Annotated in this window: 15 protein-coding genes; 2 read left to right on the top strand and 13 right to left on the bottom strand. The window is 49.7% G+C overall.

The genetic code is table 11. The annotated features are described in order from the left end of the window. Nucleotides 1-285 precede the first annotated feature (285 nt). The 12 genes from BMW31_RS12820 to BMW31_RS12765 form a co-directional block, all read right to left on the bottom strand. Nucleotides 286-2,277, bottom strand: a complete 1,992-nt coding sequence (locus BMW31_RS12820; RefSeq protein ID WP_091826614.1) for a fructose-1,6-bisphosphatase — start codon at nt 2,275-2,277, stop codon at nt 286-288. 6 nt (nt 2,278-2,283) lie between these two features. Beyond that, nucleotides 2,284-3,456, bottom strand: coding sequence for a glycosyltransferase family protein (locus tag BMW31_RS12815; protein WP_091826612.1), 1,173 nt, complete (start codon nt 3,454-3,456; stop codon nt 2,284-2,286). Nucleotides 3,457-3,474: 18 nt separating this feature from the next. Then, entirely contained in the window at nt 3,475-4,626 is a 1,152-nt protein-coding gene (locus BMW31_RS12810; RefSeq protein WP_094149096.1) for a glycosyltransferase, read from the bottom strand. Nucleotide 4,627: 1 nt separating this feature from the next. After that, nucleotides 4,628-5,785, bottom strand: a complete 1,158-nt coding sequence (gene lysA, locus BMW31_RS12805) for a diaminopimelate decarboxylase (protein ID WP_091826608.1) — start codon at nt 5,783-5,785, stop codon at nt 4,628-4,630. Nucleotides 5,786-5,835: 50 nt separating this feature from the next. Continuing rightward, nucleotides 5,836-7,155 (bottom strand): aspartate kinase, encoded by a 1,320-nt coding sequence (locus tag BMW31_RS12800; protein WP_091826606.1) that lies wholly within the window; start codon nt 7,153-7,155, stop codon nt 5,836-5,838. A 39-nt stretch (nt 7,156-7,194) separates the two neighbouring features. After that, complete coding sequence (locus BMW31_RS12795) at nt 7,195-7,908, bottom strand: cell division ATP-binding protein FtsE (RefSeq protein WP_091826604.1); 714 nt, start codon at nt 7,906-7,908, stop codon at nt 7,195-7,197. Between the two features lie 47 nt (nt 7,909-7,955). Next, nucleotides 7,956-8,594 (bottom strand): bifunctional phosphoribosyl-AMP cyclohydrolase/phosphoribosyl-ATP diphosphatase HisIE, encoded by a 639-nt coding sequence (hisIE, locus tag BMW31_RS12790; RefSeq protein WP_091826602.1) that lies wholly within the window; start codon nt 8,592-8,594, stop codon nt 7,956-7,958. Nucleotides 8,595-8,653: 59 nt separating this feature from the next. Further along, nucleotides 8,654-9,415 (bottom strand): imidazole glycerol phosphate synthase subunit HisF, encoded by a 762-nt coding sequence (gene hisF, locus BMW31_RS12785; RefSeq protein WP_091826600.1) that lies wholly within the window; start codon nt 9,413-9,415, stop codon nt 8,654-8,656. Then, nucleotides 9,412-10,146 carry a 1-(5-phosphoribosyl)-5-[(5-phosphoribosylamino)methylideneamino]imidazole-4-carboxamide isomerase gene (hisA, locus tag BMW31_RS12780; RefSeq protein ID WP_091826598.1) on the bottom strand — a complete coding sequence of 245 codons (735 nt, stop codon included), beginning with the start codon at nt 10,144-10,146 and terminating at the stop codon, nt 9,412-9,414. Before hisA ends, hisF begins: the two co-directional genes overlap by 4 nt. 18 nt (nt 10,147-10,164) lie before the next feature. Next, a complete protein-coding gene (gene hisH, locus BMW31_RS12775; RefSeq protein ID WP_091826595.1) occupies nt 10,165-10,776 on the bottom strand; it encodes an imidazole glycerol phosphate synthase subunit HisH in 612 nt (203 codons plus the stop codon). A 276-nt stretch (nt 10,777-11,052) separates the two neighbouring features. Continuing rightward, a complete protein-coding gene (locus BMW31_RS12770) occupies nt 11,053-11,586 on the bottom strand; it encodes an FHA domain-containing protein (protein WP_091826594.1) in 534 nt (177 codons plus the stop codon). A gap of 33 nt (nt 11,587-11,619) precedes the next feature. Beyond that, a complete protein-coding gene (locus BMW31_RS12765; protein ID WP_091826592.1) occupies nt 11,620-12,702 on the bottom strand; it encodes an HU domain-containing protein in 1,083 nt (360 codons plus the stop codon). A 136-nt stretch (nt 12,703-12,838) separates the two neighbouring features. Between BMW31_RS12765 and rfbC the strand changes: the two genes are divergently transcribed. Together rfbC and BMW31_RS12755 are read left to right on the top strand one after the other, a co-directional pair. Next, a complete protein-coding gene (gene rfbC / locus BMW31_RS12760; protein ID WP_091826590.1) occupies nt 12,839-13,387 on the top strand; it encodes a dTDP-4-dehydrorhamnose 3,5-epimerase in 549 nt (182 codons plus the stop codon). 99 nt (nt 13,388-13,486) lie between these two features. Next, complete coding sequence (locus BMW31_RS12755) at nt 13,487-14,245, top strand: DUF4738 domain-containing protein (protein ID WP_255404969.1); 759 nt, start codon at nt 13,487-13,489, stop codon at nt 14,243-14,245. A gap of 170 nt (nt 14,246-14,415) precedes the next feature. On the opposite strand, the gene htpG is transcribed toward BMW31_RS12755, so the two are convergent. After that, nucleotides 14,416-16,473: a molecular chaperone HtpG gene (htpG, locus tag BMW31_RS12750; protein WP_091826586.1), complete on the bottom strand. Its 2,058-nt coding sequence runs from the start codon at nt 16,471-16,473 to the stop codon at nt 14,416-14,418. Nucleotides 16,474-16,733 lie beyond the last annotated feature (260 nt).

Here is a 16,733-nt window from a genome sequence, read left to right as displayed (position 1 = left end):
TCGTGAGGTACCGACGTAATAACTCCAGTTTTTCGATTTCATTGTACTGTTTCATGACTTTTTACTTCTTTTGCTTGATGTAAACTGTCAACTTATTCAGTACAGGTCAAACTGGTATATGAGACGATGAAAGGCGTGCAACTTGCTGACAATTGCACGCCTTTCTGATGGATTTTTATGACTCTCTCTGCTTTCCGGGCTCATCGTAAAGTCTCACAGTGGAAATGTGAAGGAAGTTTTTTTCGCCGCCTCCTGTGACGCGAATGCAAAAGGGCAGAGGAGAGTTTATTTCTTCCGTTCCTGTTCCTTTATAAATCCGTGCCGGTAAGCATAGAGGAGTTCCTGCAGGTCGTCTATCTGTTGGCGCAGCTCCTGACCTTTGTCAGTATCGGCTACCAGCATGCGATGAGCCGACAGTTCCACTATTTGTGTGGTACTCTTGATGTCGGTGCCGCGCTGGATGGCATCTGCCGCACTGGTAAATGGTTCATGCTGTACGAGCTGCAGCCCCCTACTGTGGTACACCAAGGTATAGCCGGCTATGCCTGTTTCCTTGTGGTAAGCTTGCGAAAAGCCGCCGTCTATCACCATGAGTTTGCCGCCGGCCTTGATGGGATTTTCGCCGTTGGCCACGTGGACGGGAACATGACCGTTGATGATGTGCCGGTTGGGTCCTGTAACATGGAAGGAGTTCAGAATGCGGTCAACCACTTCTTCATTGTCGCGCAGCTTGAAGTAGTTGCCTTTTTCCTCGTGCCAGGTGGCCTTGTCTGCAATGAAATAGCGCTCGAAAGTTGCCATCTTCGATTTGTCGAAGAGCGGACTGTTGGGTCCGCACCACAGGTAGAGGAAGTAGTCGATGGCATACTGCTTCTCTGCATCCTCGGAGTCGGACTGGAAGGCAGTACGAATCATCATGCCCGTGTGGTGCATGAGCTTCTGCCCGCTGTAGCTGTGGCCTGGATAGATTTCAACCTCTTTCAGGCTGCCGTCGTCGTTCAGTGGTATGGAAGCATGGAAGAGCAGGTTGTTGTTATACACGGCGTACATGCAGCCGTGGCGTAGCATGAGCCGCATGTGCTTGTGCAGCTTCTCGCTTATCATAAACGAGTGGTGCAACTTACCCATGAGAGTCTTTTCCTCGAACGTTAGCTCGTTAGGATGTTTGGGATTGATGGTGGGAAAGTTGTTGCTCCTCATCTCGTATTCCTTGCCGTCCAGCGTGATTGTGCCATGCTCAAAGTCCACGTTCTTGAAGAGTTCGCGGTCCTGCATGCCCCATTCGGGATGTCGTTCGTATATTTTAGCCTCCTCTTTAAATTGAATTATGGCTATGGCTTTGTGCATCTGGGCCGTGAGTCGTTTGGTTTTGTCGTCCATTTGGGTTGCACCGCCATTCATGTGGGGCTGGAATTCCTCGCAAGGATCGTCGCCGTAGCACTCCATAGCGAACGTAGCCAGAGGCACCAGGTTAATACCGTAGCCCTCTTCGAGCGTAGCCAGGTTGGCATAACGCAGCGACAGGCGGATGACGTTGCATATACAGGCATCGTTGCCGGCGCAGGCTCCCATCCAGAGCATGTCGTGGTTGCCCCACTGTATGTCCCAGCTGTGGTAGTTGGCCATTGTGTCCATGATTATGTGGGCACCGGGGCCACGGTCGTAGATGTCGCCTAAAATGTGCAGTTGGTCTATGGCAAGCCGCTGGATGACATTGGCTATGGCCACGATGAAATCGTCTGCCCGGCCAATGGAGATGATGGTGTCAATGATAACGTTGACGTAGGCCGTCTTGTTGGTATCTTCCGTGCGCTCGTGGAGCAGTTCCTGAATGATGTAAGAAAATTCCGCAGGCAGTGACTTGCGTACTTTGGACCGGGTGTACTTGCTCGACACGTCGCGGCAGATGGCCACCAGCTGGTGAATAGTGATGTGGTACCAGTCGTTGAGGTCGCTTTCTGTGGCCTTTACCAGTTCGAGTTTCTGTTCAGGGTAGTATATCAGCGTGCAGAGTTCGCGTTTCTCGGCTTCGCGCAGTGTATTGCCGAAGAGCTCGTTTACCTTGCGCTTGATGTTGCCCGAGGCGTTTTTCAGCACATGCTGGAAAGCCTCGTATTCTCCGTGTATGTCGGCCAGAAAGTGCTCCGTACCTTTGGGTAGGTTCATGATGGCCCGCAGGTTAATGATTTCGGTGCTTGCATCGGCTATGGTAGGAAAAGAATTAGCCAGTAGCTGCAAGTATCTCATATCCTGTTCAATGTCATAGTGTGTAGCCATAAGCAGTCATTTTAAGTGTGTAATGTTCTTTCTTATTTTGTCAGTGGTCTTGTCATCCTTGCCCTCGAAAGGCATGAAACCCTCCGTGAGGCCGATGACATCGTGCAGTATGAAGACAATCCGGGACGCAAACGGTAGAATATCCATCTGTCTGAGGATGTCTTTGAGCTTGTCTTCGTCGTAATTGTTGGTTTTTATTTTCTCGTAGAGATCTGCCAGGTGACGCATGGGCATACTGCCCTGGTGCAGCTCCGAGCGGATGTTGAGAAACATGATGCAGAGCTGGCGTTCGATAGGGTATTTCGCAGTAACCACCTCGTTGAGCTTTGTACGCAACAAGGGGCTCTTGGCCAGCAGCTTGTTTGTTTCGAGCGGGCCGTCTTTTAGTTTTGATGTAACTGGAAAGCGTTCGAGCGCTTCAACATCTGTCTGTGGTGCATCGTACTGCAGGCGGCTAATGCCGGCATTGATTCTGTCGGCTATCTGCTCATCGTGAGCATAAATGAAAATGAGGCGCCACTGCGCCGGAGTGAGAGCTTGCAGAGACGCAAGGATGTTTTTCTTGCGTTCCCTGTTCCTCAGGGCCTCGCCGTCAAGTCCGGCCAGAAGCAGGTAACCGATGGCATCTTCCACCTCGTCGTTAATGAGCATGTTGACATTACTGTCAAGGACTTTCTGGTATAGGCGGCACATGTCTGCTGCCATCTGTTCCATCGTGACTGCTCGCGTTAGTATCGGGTTCTTGATAACGGCAGTTTTCTTGTTCCAGTCCAGAGCCTGAAAGGTTGTCAGCTCAAGTGTGCCACAAACATGTATGGCCGAAGCAGCGGCCACGGCACGGTGCATAGAGGCCCTGTCGGCCTTGTGTTTGCGGATGACCCAGGGCTGCAGGCCGCCCAATGGAGAGAATACCGTGGGCACTCCATACCTGCCTGCTTTGAGCAGAATGGATGAAGCGGTGTGGTTCCAACAGCCGAATACGTGGACAATGTCAAAGTCATTGACGGATAGGGGAGCGTTCTCGGCATCTGAATTCTTCTTCGGTTTACCAAACATCGGCCGGTGACAGGTCTTCACGATCTCGGTGTTGCTGCCGACGTGCGAAATGAGACCGTCTGTCATGTCACGATAGATGTCGACGCTGTCGAATTCCTTTGGTATGTAGAGAAGAACCTTCATGGGCTTTAGTGCTGTGAATTATAGCTTGTGACTGGTGAAGTCGTTCTTGTCGGCTCTCCAGTATTTATACCTGTAACCTAAGTTGTGCCACACATGAGCCACTTCATAGTAAAGAGCCTTGATAGCTGGTATGTCTTCTTCAAACGGCCTGATGGCCTTGTTGGCGATAGATGCTCGCATGAATAAGGTTATCAGCAGTGAGAGAACGGCTGTGGCAGCAAGAACCCATCTCTGGGTGATGGCAGCAAAAATTAGTGCTGCAAGGATGGCGAGATAGTTGAGATGCAAGGCCAGCTGGTCGATGAAAGCCAGCAGCCTTGGGGTGAATTTTCTCTTTAGGAGCTTGCGCGAAGCAATATCGTAGAGGCGACTGTTAGTCCAGGCCTTAACCGAAGGCTCGTTTTCTACAATTCTGGCTTCGGATGAGAGCTCTAAGGCGGTGGAGTTCTCACGGGCAAACTTGTTGACAATAAAGTCGTATTCGCCTCTGACTAGTTCCAGATTGCCCAGAAAACCATCAGCTTTCAGAAACTCGCTTTTGCGGAACATCAGGTTCCGGGTATTGCACCGGTAGGCTTTCTTGCCATTGGCCTTTCTGAATAAGTAGAAAGATGTGCGCAGTTGTTCAAACCTCTTGTAGGCGCTTGTGTCGTTGTTGTAGTTGCTGTAGCCGATGATGAGGTTTTTGTCATCATTGCATTTAGCCGACATTTTACGCAACCACTGGTCTGAGACCGGGGCACATGTGGGCTCGGTCAGCAAAATCCATTCGCTTTTGGCTGCCTTTACGCCCAGTGAGATGGCGAGCTTTTTGCGGCTCATGTATCGCGAGCTTTCCGGTATGTACGTATAGTAGAGGTGCCCGTCAGAAGCAAAGCGCTTGAGCACATCTTCTGTTTCACTGTCTCCCTTCTCTGCAACAACTACCACTTGGAAGTCCGGATAGTCCTGTGCCAGCATCAAGGGCAAATGTTGTTCTAACTCCCTGGCATTGTCGTGCAGAGCCAGCAGTATCGTTATCTTCGGTAAGGCAGCGTCATTTTTTTCATCATCGTCCTTGTTCTTCGCATTGATGAATGACTTTCGGAAGAAAGGATTAATCAGCGGGGTGACGATGGCCAGCAAGATAAGAATTGCGCAACCTGCGAGTGTAAGTTCATCAATAGTCATATTATAATTCCTCGGTAATATAACCTTGCGGTAATTTCCGGCAATTGTATTGGCATGCCATGCTCTCACCATAAGCACCAGCCGAGCGTATGGCAATACAGTCTCCGCGGTGCGTCTTATTGAGGTCAACAGCCTTGGCAAATACATCGCTCGACTCACAGATGGGCCCTACTACGTCGTAGGTCTCACAAGAGCCATCGCTGGAAAGGTTCTCTATTTTGTGGAAAGCATGATAGAGCGCCGGCCTAATCAAGTCGCTCATACCGGCATCAACGATGGCAAACTGTTTGTGAGTTCCCTGTTTGATATACAATGTACGTGTGATGAGGCTCCCACACTGAGCTACTACGGCTCTTCCCAACTCAAAGTGCAGCTTTTGTCCGGGCCGGAGCTTGAGATGTTGGGCATAAGTATCGAAGTAGGCCTTGAAGTTTGGTATCGGTACTCTGTTGGGGTGCAGATAGTCAACGCCAAGACCTCCCCCTACATTGATGTTTTCTACGCTGATGTGATGTGTTTCCAACTGTTGCTGCAGGTTGTTGATGCGGTTGCACAAAGCCTCGAAGTCGCCCATGTCAAGTATCTGTGAACCAATGTGGAAATGAAGTCCGGTAAACCTGACGTGTTCCATTTGCGCTGCTGCTTCTATGGCTTTTTCCATATCATTCATAGAGATGCCGAACTTGTTCTCGGCAAGTCCCGTTGTAATATTGGCGTGGGTGTGGGCACCTACATCCGGGTTAATCCTGAAAGCGATGTTTGCAGTCTTGTTCTTTCGGGCAGCCAACTCGTTGATAACTTCCAATTCGGGAATGCTTTCAACGTTGAAACAAAGAATGTTCTTGTCGAGTCCCAAGTTTATTTCCCAATCGCTTTTTCCTACTCCGGCATAAACAATCTTGTCGGCAGCAAAGCCCGCGTTGACTGCAGCTTGAATTTCGCCACCGCTCACGCAGTCAGCACCCAGTCCGCTCATGCTGATAATGTTCAGCAACTTAGGATTGGCATTGGCTTTAACGGCATAATGTACCGAGAAGTTGTCATGCTTGCCGGCTTCTGCCCTGATAGTCTGAAGTGTTTGACGGAGCAAGGCCGTGTCATAATAGTAAAATGGCGTTTCTTTGTTTAGGAATTTATCGAGAGGAAATTGGCCTTTCATATACAATACCTTTTCTTTGTATTCGTTGATGTTTCTTTTTCTTAAACAGCTTACTTGTTAAATAGAACGTTGCTCAAGTTCTGCAAGGCTCGTTGCTTGTCGGCCTCCCTGATAAGGAAAGAGATGTTGTAGTTGGAGCCTCCGTAGGATATCATGCGAACCGGAATGTTCTTCATGGCATCCGTAGCGAGGGTTTCGAAGCCCAAATTACTCCAGTCCAGGTCGCCTACAACACAGATAATGCACATGTCGCTGTCAACAGTCACGGTGCCGTACTTCTTCAGTTCGTTCACAATCTCATTCAGATGGGTGGCATTGTCAATGCTCATGCTGACACCGACCTCGGAAGTTGAAATCATGTCTATGGGCGTCTGATAGCTCTCGAATATCTCAAAGACTTTGCGCATGAAGCCGGTTGCAAGCAACATCCGTGAAGATTTAATCTTGATAGCAGTGATATTCTCCTTGGCAGCCACAGCTTTAATCTTGCCTCTTACCAGCACATTGTCAATGATAGTGCCTTCTGCTTCGGGTGCCATGGTGTTTTTCAGCCTCACGGGGATGCTGGCATATTTGGCAGGTTGCACGCAGGTAGGGTGCAGTATCTTTGCTCCAAAGTAGGCAAGCTCTGCTGCTTCCTCGAAGTTTAGCTGCCGGACAGCCTCCGTATGGTCAACTATGCGTGGGTCATTGTTGTGCATGCCGTCGATATCCGTCCATATCTGGATTTCCTCTGCGGCGAGGGCGGCCCCTATCAGAGAGGCAGTATAGTCTGAGCCACCGCGCAGCAGATTGTCTACTTCGCCATAGGCGTTTCGGCAGATGAAACCTTGTGTGATGTAAATCTGGTAGCCGTCGTGTTCCTGCATGATGGCTTGTAACTTCTCCTTAATATATTGTGGGTCCGGTTCTCCGTTCTTATCGGTGCGCATAAAGTCCAAGGCATTGAGCAATATGGCTTTAATGCCTTGCTCCTGAAGATAATTCACAACCATATTCGTGCTCATAATCTCTCCTTGAGCCACGATGCTCTTTTCCTCGAAAGAAGTGAACAGGTCCTTTGTAAACGAACGCAGATATTCAAATTCATCCGAGAGGAAGCGACTGGTTTTCTGTCTATATTCTTCGGTGGAGTAGAGCTCGCTTACATGTTGCATGTATTTCTTCTCGAGAGTGTTGATTACATCGTTGGCACCTTCAGGGTTTTTCTTGTACAAGTAGTCGCTTATTTCGATAAGGGTATTGGTCGTACCGCTCATGGCAGAAAGCACCACGAACGTTGGTTCGCCTGATTCTGTTATCAGAGAGGCTACGTTTTTCATGCGTTCGGGCGAGCCGACGGATGTACCTCCGAATTTCATTACTTTCATATCGCAAATATTTGAATGTTATAATAGGCCTTTTATAGCTTAGTTCTCTTCATCTTCCGACAGGTCGAGCTTGTTGTACTCCTTCGTTACATCAGAGATGACGCCGTCCTTGCAGCGGTAAACGATGCCGGGATATTTGTCCAGCATGGGTATGTTGTGTGTAGACATGACTACAGCCGTACCTGTATTGGTGATGTCCTTTAAGAGTTTGACGATGTTGCCGGCCGTTTCCGGATCCAGATTGCCCGTTGGTTCATCTGCAATTATCATCTTGGGATGGTTCAGCAGTGCCCGTGCAATGGCAATGCGCTGCTGCTCTCCGCCGGAGAGCTCATGCGGCAGACTGTTCTTTTTCTCTGTCATTCCGACGTCGTTGAGTACCTCGTCTATGCGTTGGTCTATCTCCGCTTTGTCCTTCCAGCCTGTAGCGCGGAGCACAAAACGCAGGTTGTTGTACACCGTACGGTCGTGGAGCAACTGGAAATCCTGGAAGATAATGCCCATCTCTTTACGCAGCGCGGGAACTTCCTTGCGCTTCAGAGCCAGCAGATTACGCCCCAAGACCTCGGCCTTGGCATCTTCTTCGGCATCAATGTCAAGCTCGCAGTATATCGTCTTCAGCAGGGAACTTTTGCCGGAGCCCACTTTTCCGATAATGTAAATGAACTCTCCTTCGTCTGCGTGAAAGCAGACATCTCTCAGGATGAGATTATCCTGCTGGTAGATATTTATTTTCTGATAATCAATTAGCATATTGTCTGTTATTTATTTGTTCGTATATGATGGATTTACAACTGTTTTCATTCTTTGCTTTTGGACAGTCGGCGGTCTTTGTCCCAGTCAGGATTATGCCGCCTCAGGAGCTCCGAAGCTACGTCCTCTATTCTTATTCCCTTGCTCGTGAGGAGCACTATCAGGTGGTACAGCATGTCCGATGCCTCATAAACAAGTCTGTCGTCGGTGCCGTTGGTGGCCTCTATCACCGTTTCCAGAGCCTCCTCACCAAGTTTCTGGGCCATTTTGTTTACCCCCTTCTTAAAGAGACTGGTCGTATAACTGCCTTCCGGCATCTGACGGTGGCGTGCCTGGATGAAGTCCTGCAACTCCGTGAGAAAGAGTATCGGGTTGTACTCATTGGTTTCTCCCCAGCAGGTGTCGGTGCCTTTGTGGCACGTGGGACCGTTGGGATGAACCCTGACGAGCAGCGTATCGTTGTCGCAGTCGTTCTTGATACTGACCAAATCCAGATAATGGCCGGATGTTTCTCCCTTTGTCCAGAGGCATTTGCGGGTTCTGCTCCAGAAGGTTACCTTCTTGGTTTCCACTGTCTTTTGATATGCTTCCCGGTTCATGAACCCGAGCATGAGCACATTCTTGGTCGTTGCGTCTTGTATGATGGCAGGAACCAGACCGCCTGCTTTATCGAAATCTATATCCATATAGTCTGTTGTTTCTTTTTATTTAAATGTCAGAGAGCCATTTTTAGGGTGCCTCTCTTTTAATATCGTACGTTGATACCTTCTGCCCGAAGGTAGTCCTTTAGCTCCTTGATGCCTATCTCACCGAAGTGGAAAACGCTTGCAGCCAAAGCTGCATCGGCCTTGCCGGTGATGAAGGCTTCTTTGAAATGCTCTTTCGTACCGGCGCCGCCGCTTGCTATGACGGGTATCGACAGCTCTACAGAGAGCCGCGCAAGAGCCGGACAGGCAAATCCGTCCTTCACTCCGTCGTGGTTCATGCTGGTAAACAGAATTTCGCCGGCACCACGGTCGGCAGCTTCCTTGGCCCAACTGAAGAGGTCGAGTTCCGTGCGTTCGCGTCCGCCTTTGGTGTAGCAATGCCATCCGGTGGCATCTTCTTTGGCATCGATGGCGCACACACACACCTGCGAACCGAACTTGCGGGTAATCTGACTGATGAGTTCCGGGTTGTAGATGGCTGCGGAATTAATGCTTACCTTATCGGCTCCGGCGTACAGCAGGCGTTCTACATCCTCCAGTTCGTTGATGCCTCCGCCCACCGTAAAGGGTATGTTGATTTCGCGGGCTACCCGTGTTACCATCTCGGTAAAGGTCTTCCGGCCTTCTGCACTGGCCGTGATGTCCAGAAACACGAGCTCATCGGCTCCGGCATCGCTGTAGGCTTTGCCGAGTTCTACGGGGTCTCCGGCCTCGCGAAGGTTCACGAAGTTGGTTCCCTTTACTGTCCTGCCGTTCTTGACGTCAAGACAGGGGATGATGCGTTTGGCCAAAGTGCTCATTGTCCGGATTGATGGATGTTGTTTAATTCTGCTACATTTATCTTCCCCTCGTAGTAGGCTTTGCCGAAAACTACCGAGTGCACGCCGACAGCTTCCAGTCGGCGGATGTCGTCATTGGACGAAACGCCACCGCTGGCAATGAGCCGTATGTCCGGCAACTGGCTGATGATGCGCCGGTACAGCTCCACGGCAGGCCCCTGCAGGGTGCCGTCCTTGCTGATGTCCGTGCAGAGTACATTGACAACTCCCTGCTCCCGGTACCGTTTCAGGAAAGGAATCAAGTCCTCTTCCGAGTCCTGATACCAGCCGTTGATGGATATCTTTCCGTTCCTAACGTCGGCTCCCAGTATCATCCGGTTGGCACCGTACTCGGCAAGCCACCTGCCGAAGAGTTCCGGTTGGGTTACGGCAACGCTGCCTACGGTTACCATTGCTGCACCTGCATCAATCACTTTACGGATATCGGCGTCGGTTTTGATGCCTCCGCCGAAGTCTACCGTCAGCGCAGTCGAACTCACTATGCTCTTCAGCACATCGTCATTCACTACGTGTTTGGACTTTGCACCGTCAAGGTCGACCACATGCAGCCGACTGAATCCTAACCGTTCAAATTCCTTGGCCTGTGCAACAGGGTCAGGGTTGTATATCTTCTTCTGGCCGTAATCGCCTTTGGTAAGGCGAACGCATTGGCCGTCAATGATGTCTATTGCAGGAACTAATTCTATTGTCATTTTGTCCAAGAGTGTTTGCTATTCGCTTAATTCCAGGAAGTTGCGCAGTATCTGCTCACCTGCTTTTCCGCTTTTCTCCGGATGGAACTGGCATGCCCAGAAGTTGTCTCTATGCAGTGCGGCGCTGTAGGGCGTGATGTAGTTGGCGGTTGCTATGGTGTAGCTGCACAGGGGCACGTAGTAGCTGTGTACAAAGTAAACGTACGGCGACGGCAAACCCTTGAAGAGACGCTCGCCCTGGCCTGCATGGGCGTTGTCGTATAGCAGCTTGTTCCAGCCCATAGCCGGCACCTTGTCTTCGTGGTGCTGCGGGCGGAAGCGTCTCACTTCGACAGGAAAGATGCCGATACAGTCGGTATCGCTCTCTTCAGAATGTTGGCAAAGCAGCTGCTGGCCCACACATATACCGAGAACGGGCTGGCGCAGGTCGCGAATAACCTTGTCCAGCCTGTGTTCCCTGATGTAACTCATGGTTGTACCGGCTTCACCCTGACCGGGGAAAAGCACCTTGTCGGCTTTCATCAGCATCTCTGCGTCGTCGGTCAGCGTAGGCTCTATGCCCAGTCTGTGGAGTGCATTTACTACAGAATAGATGTTACCCGCATTGTATTTAACGATTGCAACATTCATTGTTTGGTTCGGTCGTTTTATAAAACAATGCAAAAATACGAAATTTCTGCCACAAAGCGGCTTTATCAAACAATAATTTAACAGATATGTTGCATATCCTTTGATATTGTAACCTCAGATGGGCGGATTGCCTGTTTACAGGCTCTTTTGTGTCCGGTCGGTACGAACGGCAATGTGATTGCTGCAGGGTGGAAAAACAAAAGCATGCTTTCAAGCCTCTTGAAGGATAGCTTCAAGGCGCTTGAAGGCATGCTTCAACGAGCTTGAACGATAGGTCTATTCTTCCGTACTGTCGGCAGTGCGGAGAATGATGGAGGTTGCACCGATGGTAAACAGCGTTCCGTCCTCTATCAGCCGGCGCTCTCTGTCGCCCAGAATGTCGTTGCCAACAAAGGTGCCCGTATTGCTCGGCCCGTCTCGGAGTACGTACTTGAGCCGTCCCTTCTTGTCGCGCGATACGTTGATGATGCAGTGGGTCATGTCGATACTTGGGTCTACGGTCTCTATGGGGCAGTTGATGCCCGAGCCTTTCATGTACCGGCCGATGACATTATCACCCATGTGCAGGGGAATGACCTGCTTGTAGTGGAACACGTTCTCTATGACCACAATGGCTCCTGCAGCGCTTTCATCGACTGTTTCATCCGGGTTATCGTCTTTCTGCCGGTTGCGCAGCTTGGATACTCCAATCTTGATGCCGAACTGCTTGCCGCATTGCGGACACTCGAAAACCAGCGACTGGCCGGCTTCGTATTTCGTTTCATCAAAGAGAATGAAGTTATCACATTTGGGACAGCGTACTCGTTTCACGAAAAGAATAATTAAAAAGGTGGTGAGAAACTATCAGCCGTTAGCCTTCTTGCTTGGCTTTACGAGCATAATCCAGCAATCGGCAAACTCCTTGTTGTCGTTAAGTTTCTGCTGGGCTCTGTAGGCTTGCTTCTCCGACTGGTATTTTCCGTAAATAACTTTGGCTCCTTTGGAGCGTGGCAAAACCATGGCTTCGGCGTAACCTTTACGCTGTAACGTGGCTACATAGGCCCTGGCATTCTTCCTGGTAACTCTGCTGGCCAGCACGAGAGAATAATAGGGCGAGGCGTCAACGGCATTCTTGGCCGTATCAAGTTTCTCAGCGCGGGGCTTGGTTGCCTGCACCTGGGCGGTTTTAACGGGCAGGGCTTTAGCCAGGGAAATGTCTCTGGGCATGATGCGGTACAACATTCCCGTGTCAATATTGCTGGTTTGTTGCGTGTTATGTTTGCCGTTGCCAATGGGCGAGGGCATCAGCAAAAAGGCTATGATGACGATGCAGGCTACTGCCAGGTTTCTAAGACTGCCAATGCTGATGCTTACCGTTCTGTCGTCATCATCGTTTACAAAGATGTTGGAGCTCAGTTTAAGGGGCTCTTCTGCTTCTTGCTCAACCGCAACAGAGCGCTGCTCGTCCTGTTTCTTCTTGCTTTCAACGGCAATGGTCATGGGCTTTTCCGTCGCTGCTGCAATTGCAGAGACCGGTTGCATCTCGAAAGAACTTAGTCCGTAAAGTTCCGGCGTCAGGATGCCGGCTTCGCAGGGCTCGAACTCTATGTGGTGTTGGCCGTTCAGATAAATCACGCCAATGTCGTTCAACTCAAACCTGCCGTCGTTCTCCAAGTGCTGGCGCAGCTCGTTCACCTCATCTTCTATCCGCTTGATGGCTTCAGGATAGCTGATGTCATAGGCCTCGATGTAGGATTGAGCCAGAAGAGAATCGTTCATCTTGAGCTGTGGATTGAACCCGATAGTTCTCAGCGGCGGCAAGAAGGTGTGGTCACTCTCGTCGTAGCGGGCATCTACATGATGAGCCATAAATCCCCCGAAATTGGGAACTATTACGCAATCATTGCTCAAAAGCAGAATTTCAATATGTCTTTCCAGTTCAATCACCTGTGCAAAATTACGTTTTTTATTTGATACACCCAAAGCATTGGTCTGAAAAAATGAAAAAGGCAAAAAATATTATGATATCGGTTTGGCGTTCAATATTTTATTACTATCTTTGTACTTAAATAACATTTCACGTATGGAATACAAGAAGACGGAAGTGGATGGAGTCTACATAATCGAGCCGAAAGTTTTCAACGATGCCCGCGGATATTTCTTTGAAGCGTGGAAGCAGGCAGATTTTGATGCTCATATAGGTAAGGTGAACTTTATCCAGGACAACGAGTCGAAATCCAGCTATGGCGTTTTGCGCGGTCTCCACTATCAGAAAGGGGAGTACAGTCAGGCAAAGCTGGTGCGTGTTATCAAGGGGCGCGTGCTTGATGTTGCCGTTGACATAAGAAAGAGCAGCCCTACCTTCGGCCAGCACGTAATGGTTGAGCTGAGCGAGGACAACAAGCGGCAGCTCTTCATACCCCGAGGGTTCGCCCATGGGTTTCTGGTTCTCAGCGACGAAGCTGTGTTTACGTATAAAGTAGACAATGTATATGCGCCGCAGGCTGAGGCCAGCATCAGGTGGAATGATGAGACCATAGGCCTCCAATGGCCCATTGATCCCAAGGATATACTGACAAGTGAAAAGGATTTGGCGGCAAAGAGCTTGGCTGAATCAGAACTCTTTGAATGAGCAAGCCGTGGTCGCAGACTGCTAAATCGGGCGAAACGAAATGCTTGGTATAATTAATAGAATAGGATGAGGAAGTTGTGCGTTTTTCTGTTAACGGGAATGGTAATCCTTGTAGGAAGCTGCAAGGACAAGGCTCCGGTAGCTTCGCCAAAAGAGGACTTTACCGCCAAGAAGATGCTGCAAGGCATCTGGGTGAACTATGAAGAACAGGATGTGGCCTTCGAGGCCAAGGGCGATACGATTTTTTATCCCGATTCGACCAGTCAACCCGTATATTTCCAGATTATAGGCGACTCTCTTGTGCTTCACGGATCAAACGAAGTGCGTTATCCTATCGTAAAGCAAGCTCCTCATCTCTTTGCTTTCAGGAACCAGACCGGCGACTTGATTAAGCTGGAAAAGAGTGAGGACCCTAACGACCGTTATGCTTTCAGCGGCAAACGGCCTGTATCACTCAATCAGAACAAGCTGATAAAGAGAGATACCGTTGTGACTTTTCAGTCAAAACGTTACCATTGCTACGTCCAGGTAAACCCCACCACGTACAAGGTAGTTAAGCCCACGTACAACGATGACGGTGTAGAAGTGGACAATGTGTACTACGACAACATTATTCATTTAAGCATATTCAATGGTCCAAGGAAAGTTTTCTCGTCCGATTTCCATAAACAGGACTTCAGAAAACAGGTGCCACAGGACTACTTGAAGCAGGGAATACTGAGCGATTTCATGTTCACCAAGATTGATGCTCACGGTGTTCATTACACTGCCTCGATAGCAGTGCCCGACAGCCAGGTGAGCTTTCAGGTTGAAGTCAGGGTCGATTTCAACGGCCGACTGACGATGACTGTGCTGTAACACCCGTCCGTAGGCTTTTCTTACTGATTGATATATTCCTCGCGACGGCATGCAACAGCGAGCCGGGAGATTACTTCCAAGCGTTCAGACAGATATAACGTAAAAGGCGTGCAACCCGTTTACAGTTGCACGCCTTTGGTATTCTGCCGTCTGCAGGCACGGCAGCAGTTCTATTGAATCATGTCGACACTGCGCTTGAGGAATGCGTTCAGCGCAGCTCCCTTCAGCATACCGTTCTGCAGTAAGGCCAGGTCGATGAGCTGATGCACTATCTTGTTGTCTTTTGCATACGCTGATAGCACCTGTGTCTTCTTCTCCCGCTGCTCGTTGACAGCCTTCTCCGTGTTCTGCAGGTCGTCCTTTTCCTCCTGCGAGATTTCCTCCGGTTTCTTCTTGCCTTGGCTCTGATGGAGCGCTGCCAGGCGTGCCTGCTGCCCCTTGAGTTCGCTCTCGATGGGCTTCAGAGCCTCTTGGGTAGCGTTGTCCGTGTCGGTCAGCACCTTCTTGATGAGCGGATGGTCGGTGTTCAGCACCAGACTATAAGTGTCGGGCATCTGCTGGTAGAAGCTCATACCGGCCTGGAACTTGCTTATCTCCTTCATTCTGCGCATGTATTCGCTCTGCGTGATGACAACGGGCTGTGCCGTTTCGCCCAGCGACTGCGTCTCGACGGAGAACTCGGTTTTGTCGAGTTTGGGCATTTGAGTTCTGAATACCTGTGACAGATTGTCACGGTCGTCCTCGCTAAGTTCAGTAGACTTTGGCTCGTCTTTTACCACGAGACGGTCTATAGTGTCGGCATCAACGCGCGTGAAGATACTCTTCTCGAACTTGGATTCCAGCAAGGAGATGACCGGAACATCCAGCTGGCCGTCGAGCAGGGCCACACTGTAGCCTTTGGCTTTTGCCGCCTCAATGTACGTGTACTGCTCATCAACATTGGTAGCGTACAGATATACCAGCTCTCCATTCTTGTTTGTCTGGTTCTCCTTGATAAGAGTTTTGTACTCATCGAACGTAAAGTATTTGCCTTCTGTATCCTTGATGAGCGCAAAGTCCTTTGCCCTGTCGTAGAAAGTTTCGGGTTCCGAGAGCATTCCATAGTTGATAAAGAGCTTCAGGTTGTCCCACTTCTCCTCGTAGCCTTTACGGTCTTCCTTGAAAATAGCTTGCAAACGGTCGGCCACCTTCTTGGTAATGTAGGTCGAAATCTTCTTGACATTGGCATCGCTCTGCAGATAACTGCGGCTCACATTGAGCGGAATGTCGGGCGAATCGATGACACCGTGCAGCAAGGTGAGGAACTCGGGCACGATGCCTTCTACCTGATCGGTTACGAAAACCTGGTTGCAGTAGAGCTGAATCTTGTTGCGCTGCAAGTCGATATTGCTCTGTATGCGCGGGAAATAGAGAATACCCGTGAGGTTGAAGGGATAGTCTACGTTGAGATGAATCCAGAACAGCGGCTCGTCCTGCATAGGGTAGAGAGTGCGGTAGAACGACTTGTAGTCTTCGTCTTTCAGCGTGCTGGGTGCTTTCACCCACAAAGGCTCAATGCTGTTGATGATGTTGTCCTCGGCCGTATCTACCTGTTTGCCGTCCTTCCACTCCGTTTTCTTGCCGAAAGCGATAGGAACAGGCAGGAACTTGCAATACTTGTTGAGCAGTGTCTCTATGCGCGGCTTCTCCAGGAACTCCTTGCAGTCTTCGTCGATGTAGAGGACGATGTCCGATCCATGCCCCTCGCGTTCGGCATCCTCGATAGTGAACGAGGGACTGCCGTCACAACTCCACTTCACAGCCTGTGCTCCTTCGCGGTAGCTCTTGGTTATAATCTCCACCTTCTTGCTCACCATGAAGGCGCTGTAAAAGCCGAGTCCGAAGTGGCCTATTATCTGGTTGGCGTTCTCCTTGTATTTCTCCATGAAATCGTTTACGCCCGAGAAAGCTATCTGATTGATGTACCGGTCAATTTCATCGGTCGTCATACCGATGCCGTTGTCGCTGATGGTGAGGGTACCTTTGTCCTTGTCAATGTTTACATGGATAGTAAGATCGCCCAAATCTTCTTTGTAATCGCCCTGCGAAGCGAGCGTCTTCAGTTTCTGAGTGGCGTCCACAGCGTTGGAAACCATCTCGCGGAGGAAGATTTCATGGTCGGAATAAAGAAACTTTTTAATGACGGGGAAGATGTTCTCTGTAGTAACCCCGATATTTCCTTTCTGCATATTGTTTATTGGTTTTTAATAAGTTCTTTGCCTGCTGGAATGCAAATAACGTGCCAAAACCTTCTTCTGCCAGCCCGTGTGTGCTGTGCAATGCCTTTATTGTAGTTAATTCCTGATTTTCTCCAGCAGGCTCTTGGCGTTACGAATGTGTGTCCTGTCCTGGATTTAGTTGACAGTTTTTGTAGTTAAATGTTCTTTAGGTTGACAATAAATTTCTTATGTGGAAATATAGTTGTCAGGTTTTTCTGTTAAGTGCACTT

The organism is Prevotella sp. kh1p2 (assembly GCF_900111525.1).
GTDB lineage: Bacteria > Bacteroidota > Bacteroidia > Bacteroidales > Bacteroidaceae > Prevotella.
This window is presented reverse-complemented; position numbering and strand designations above follow the sequence as displayed.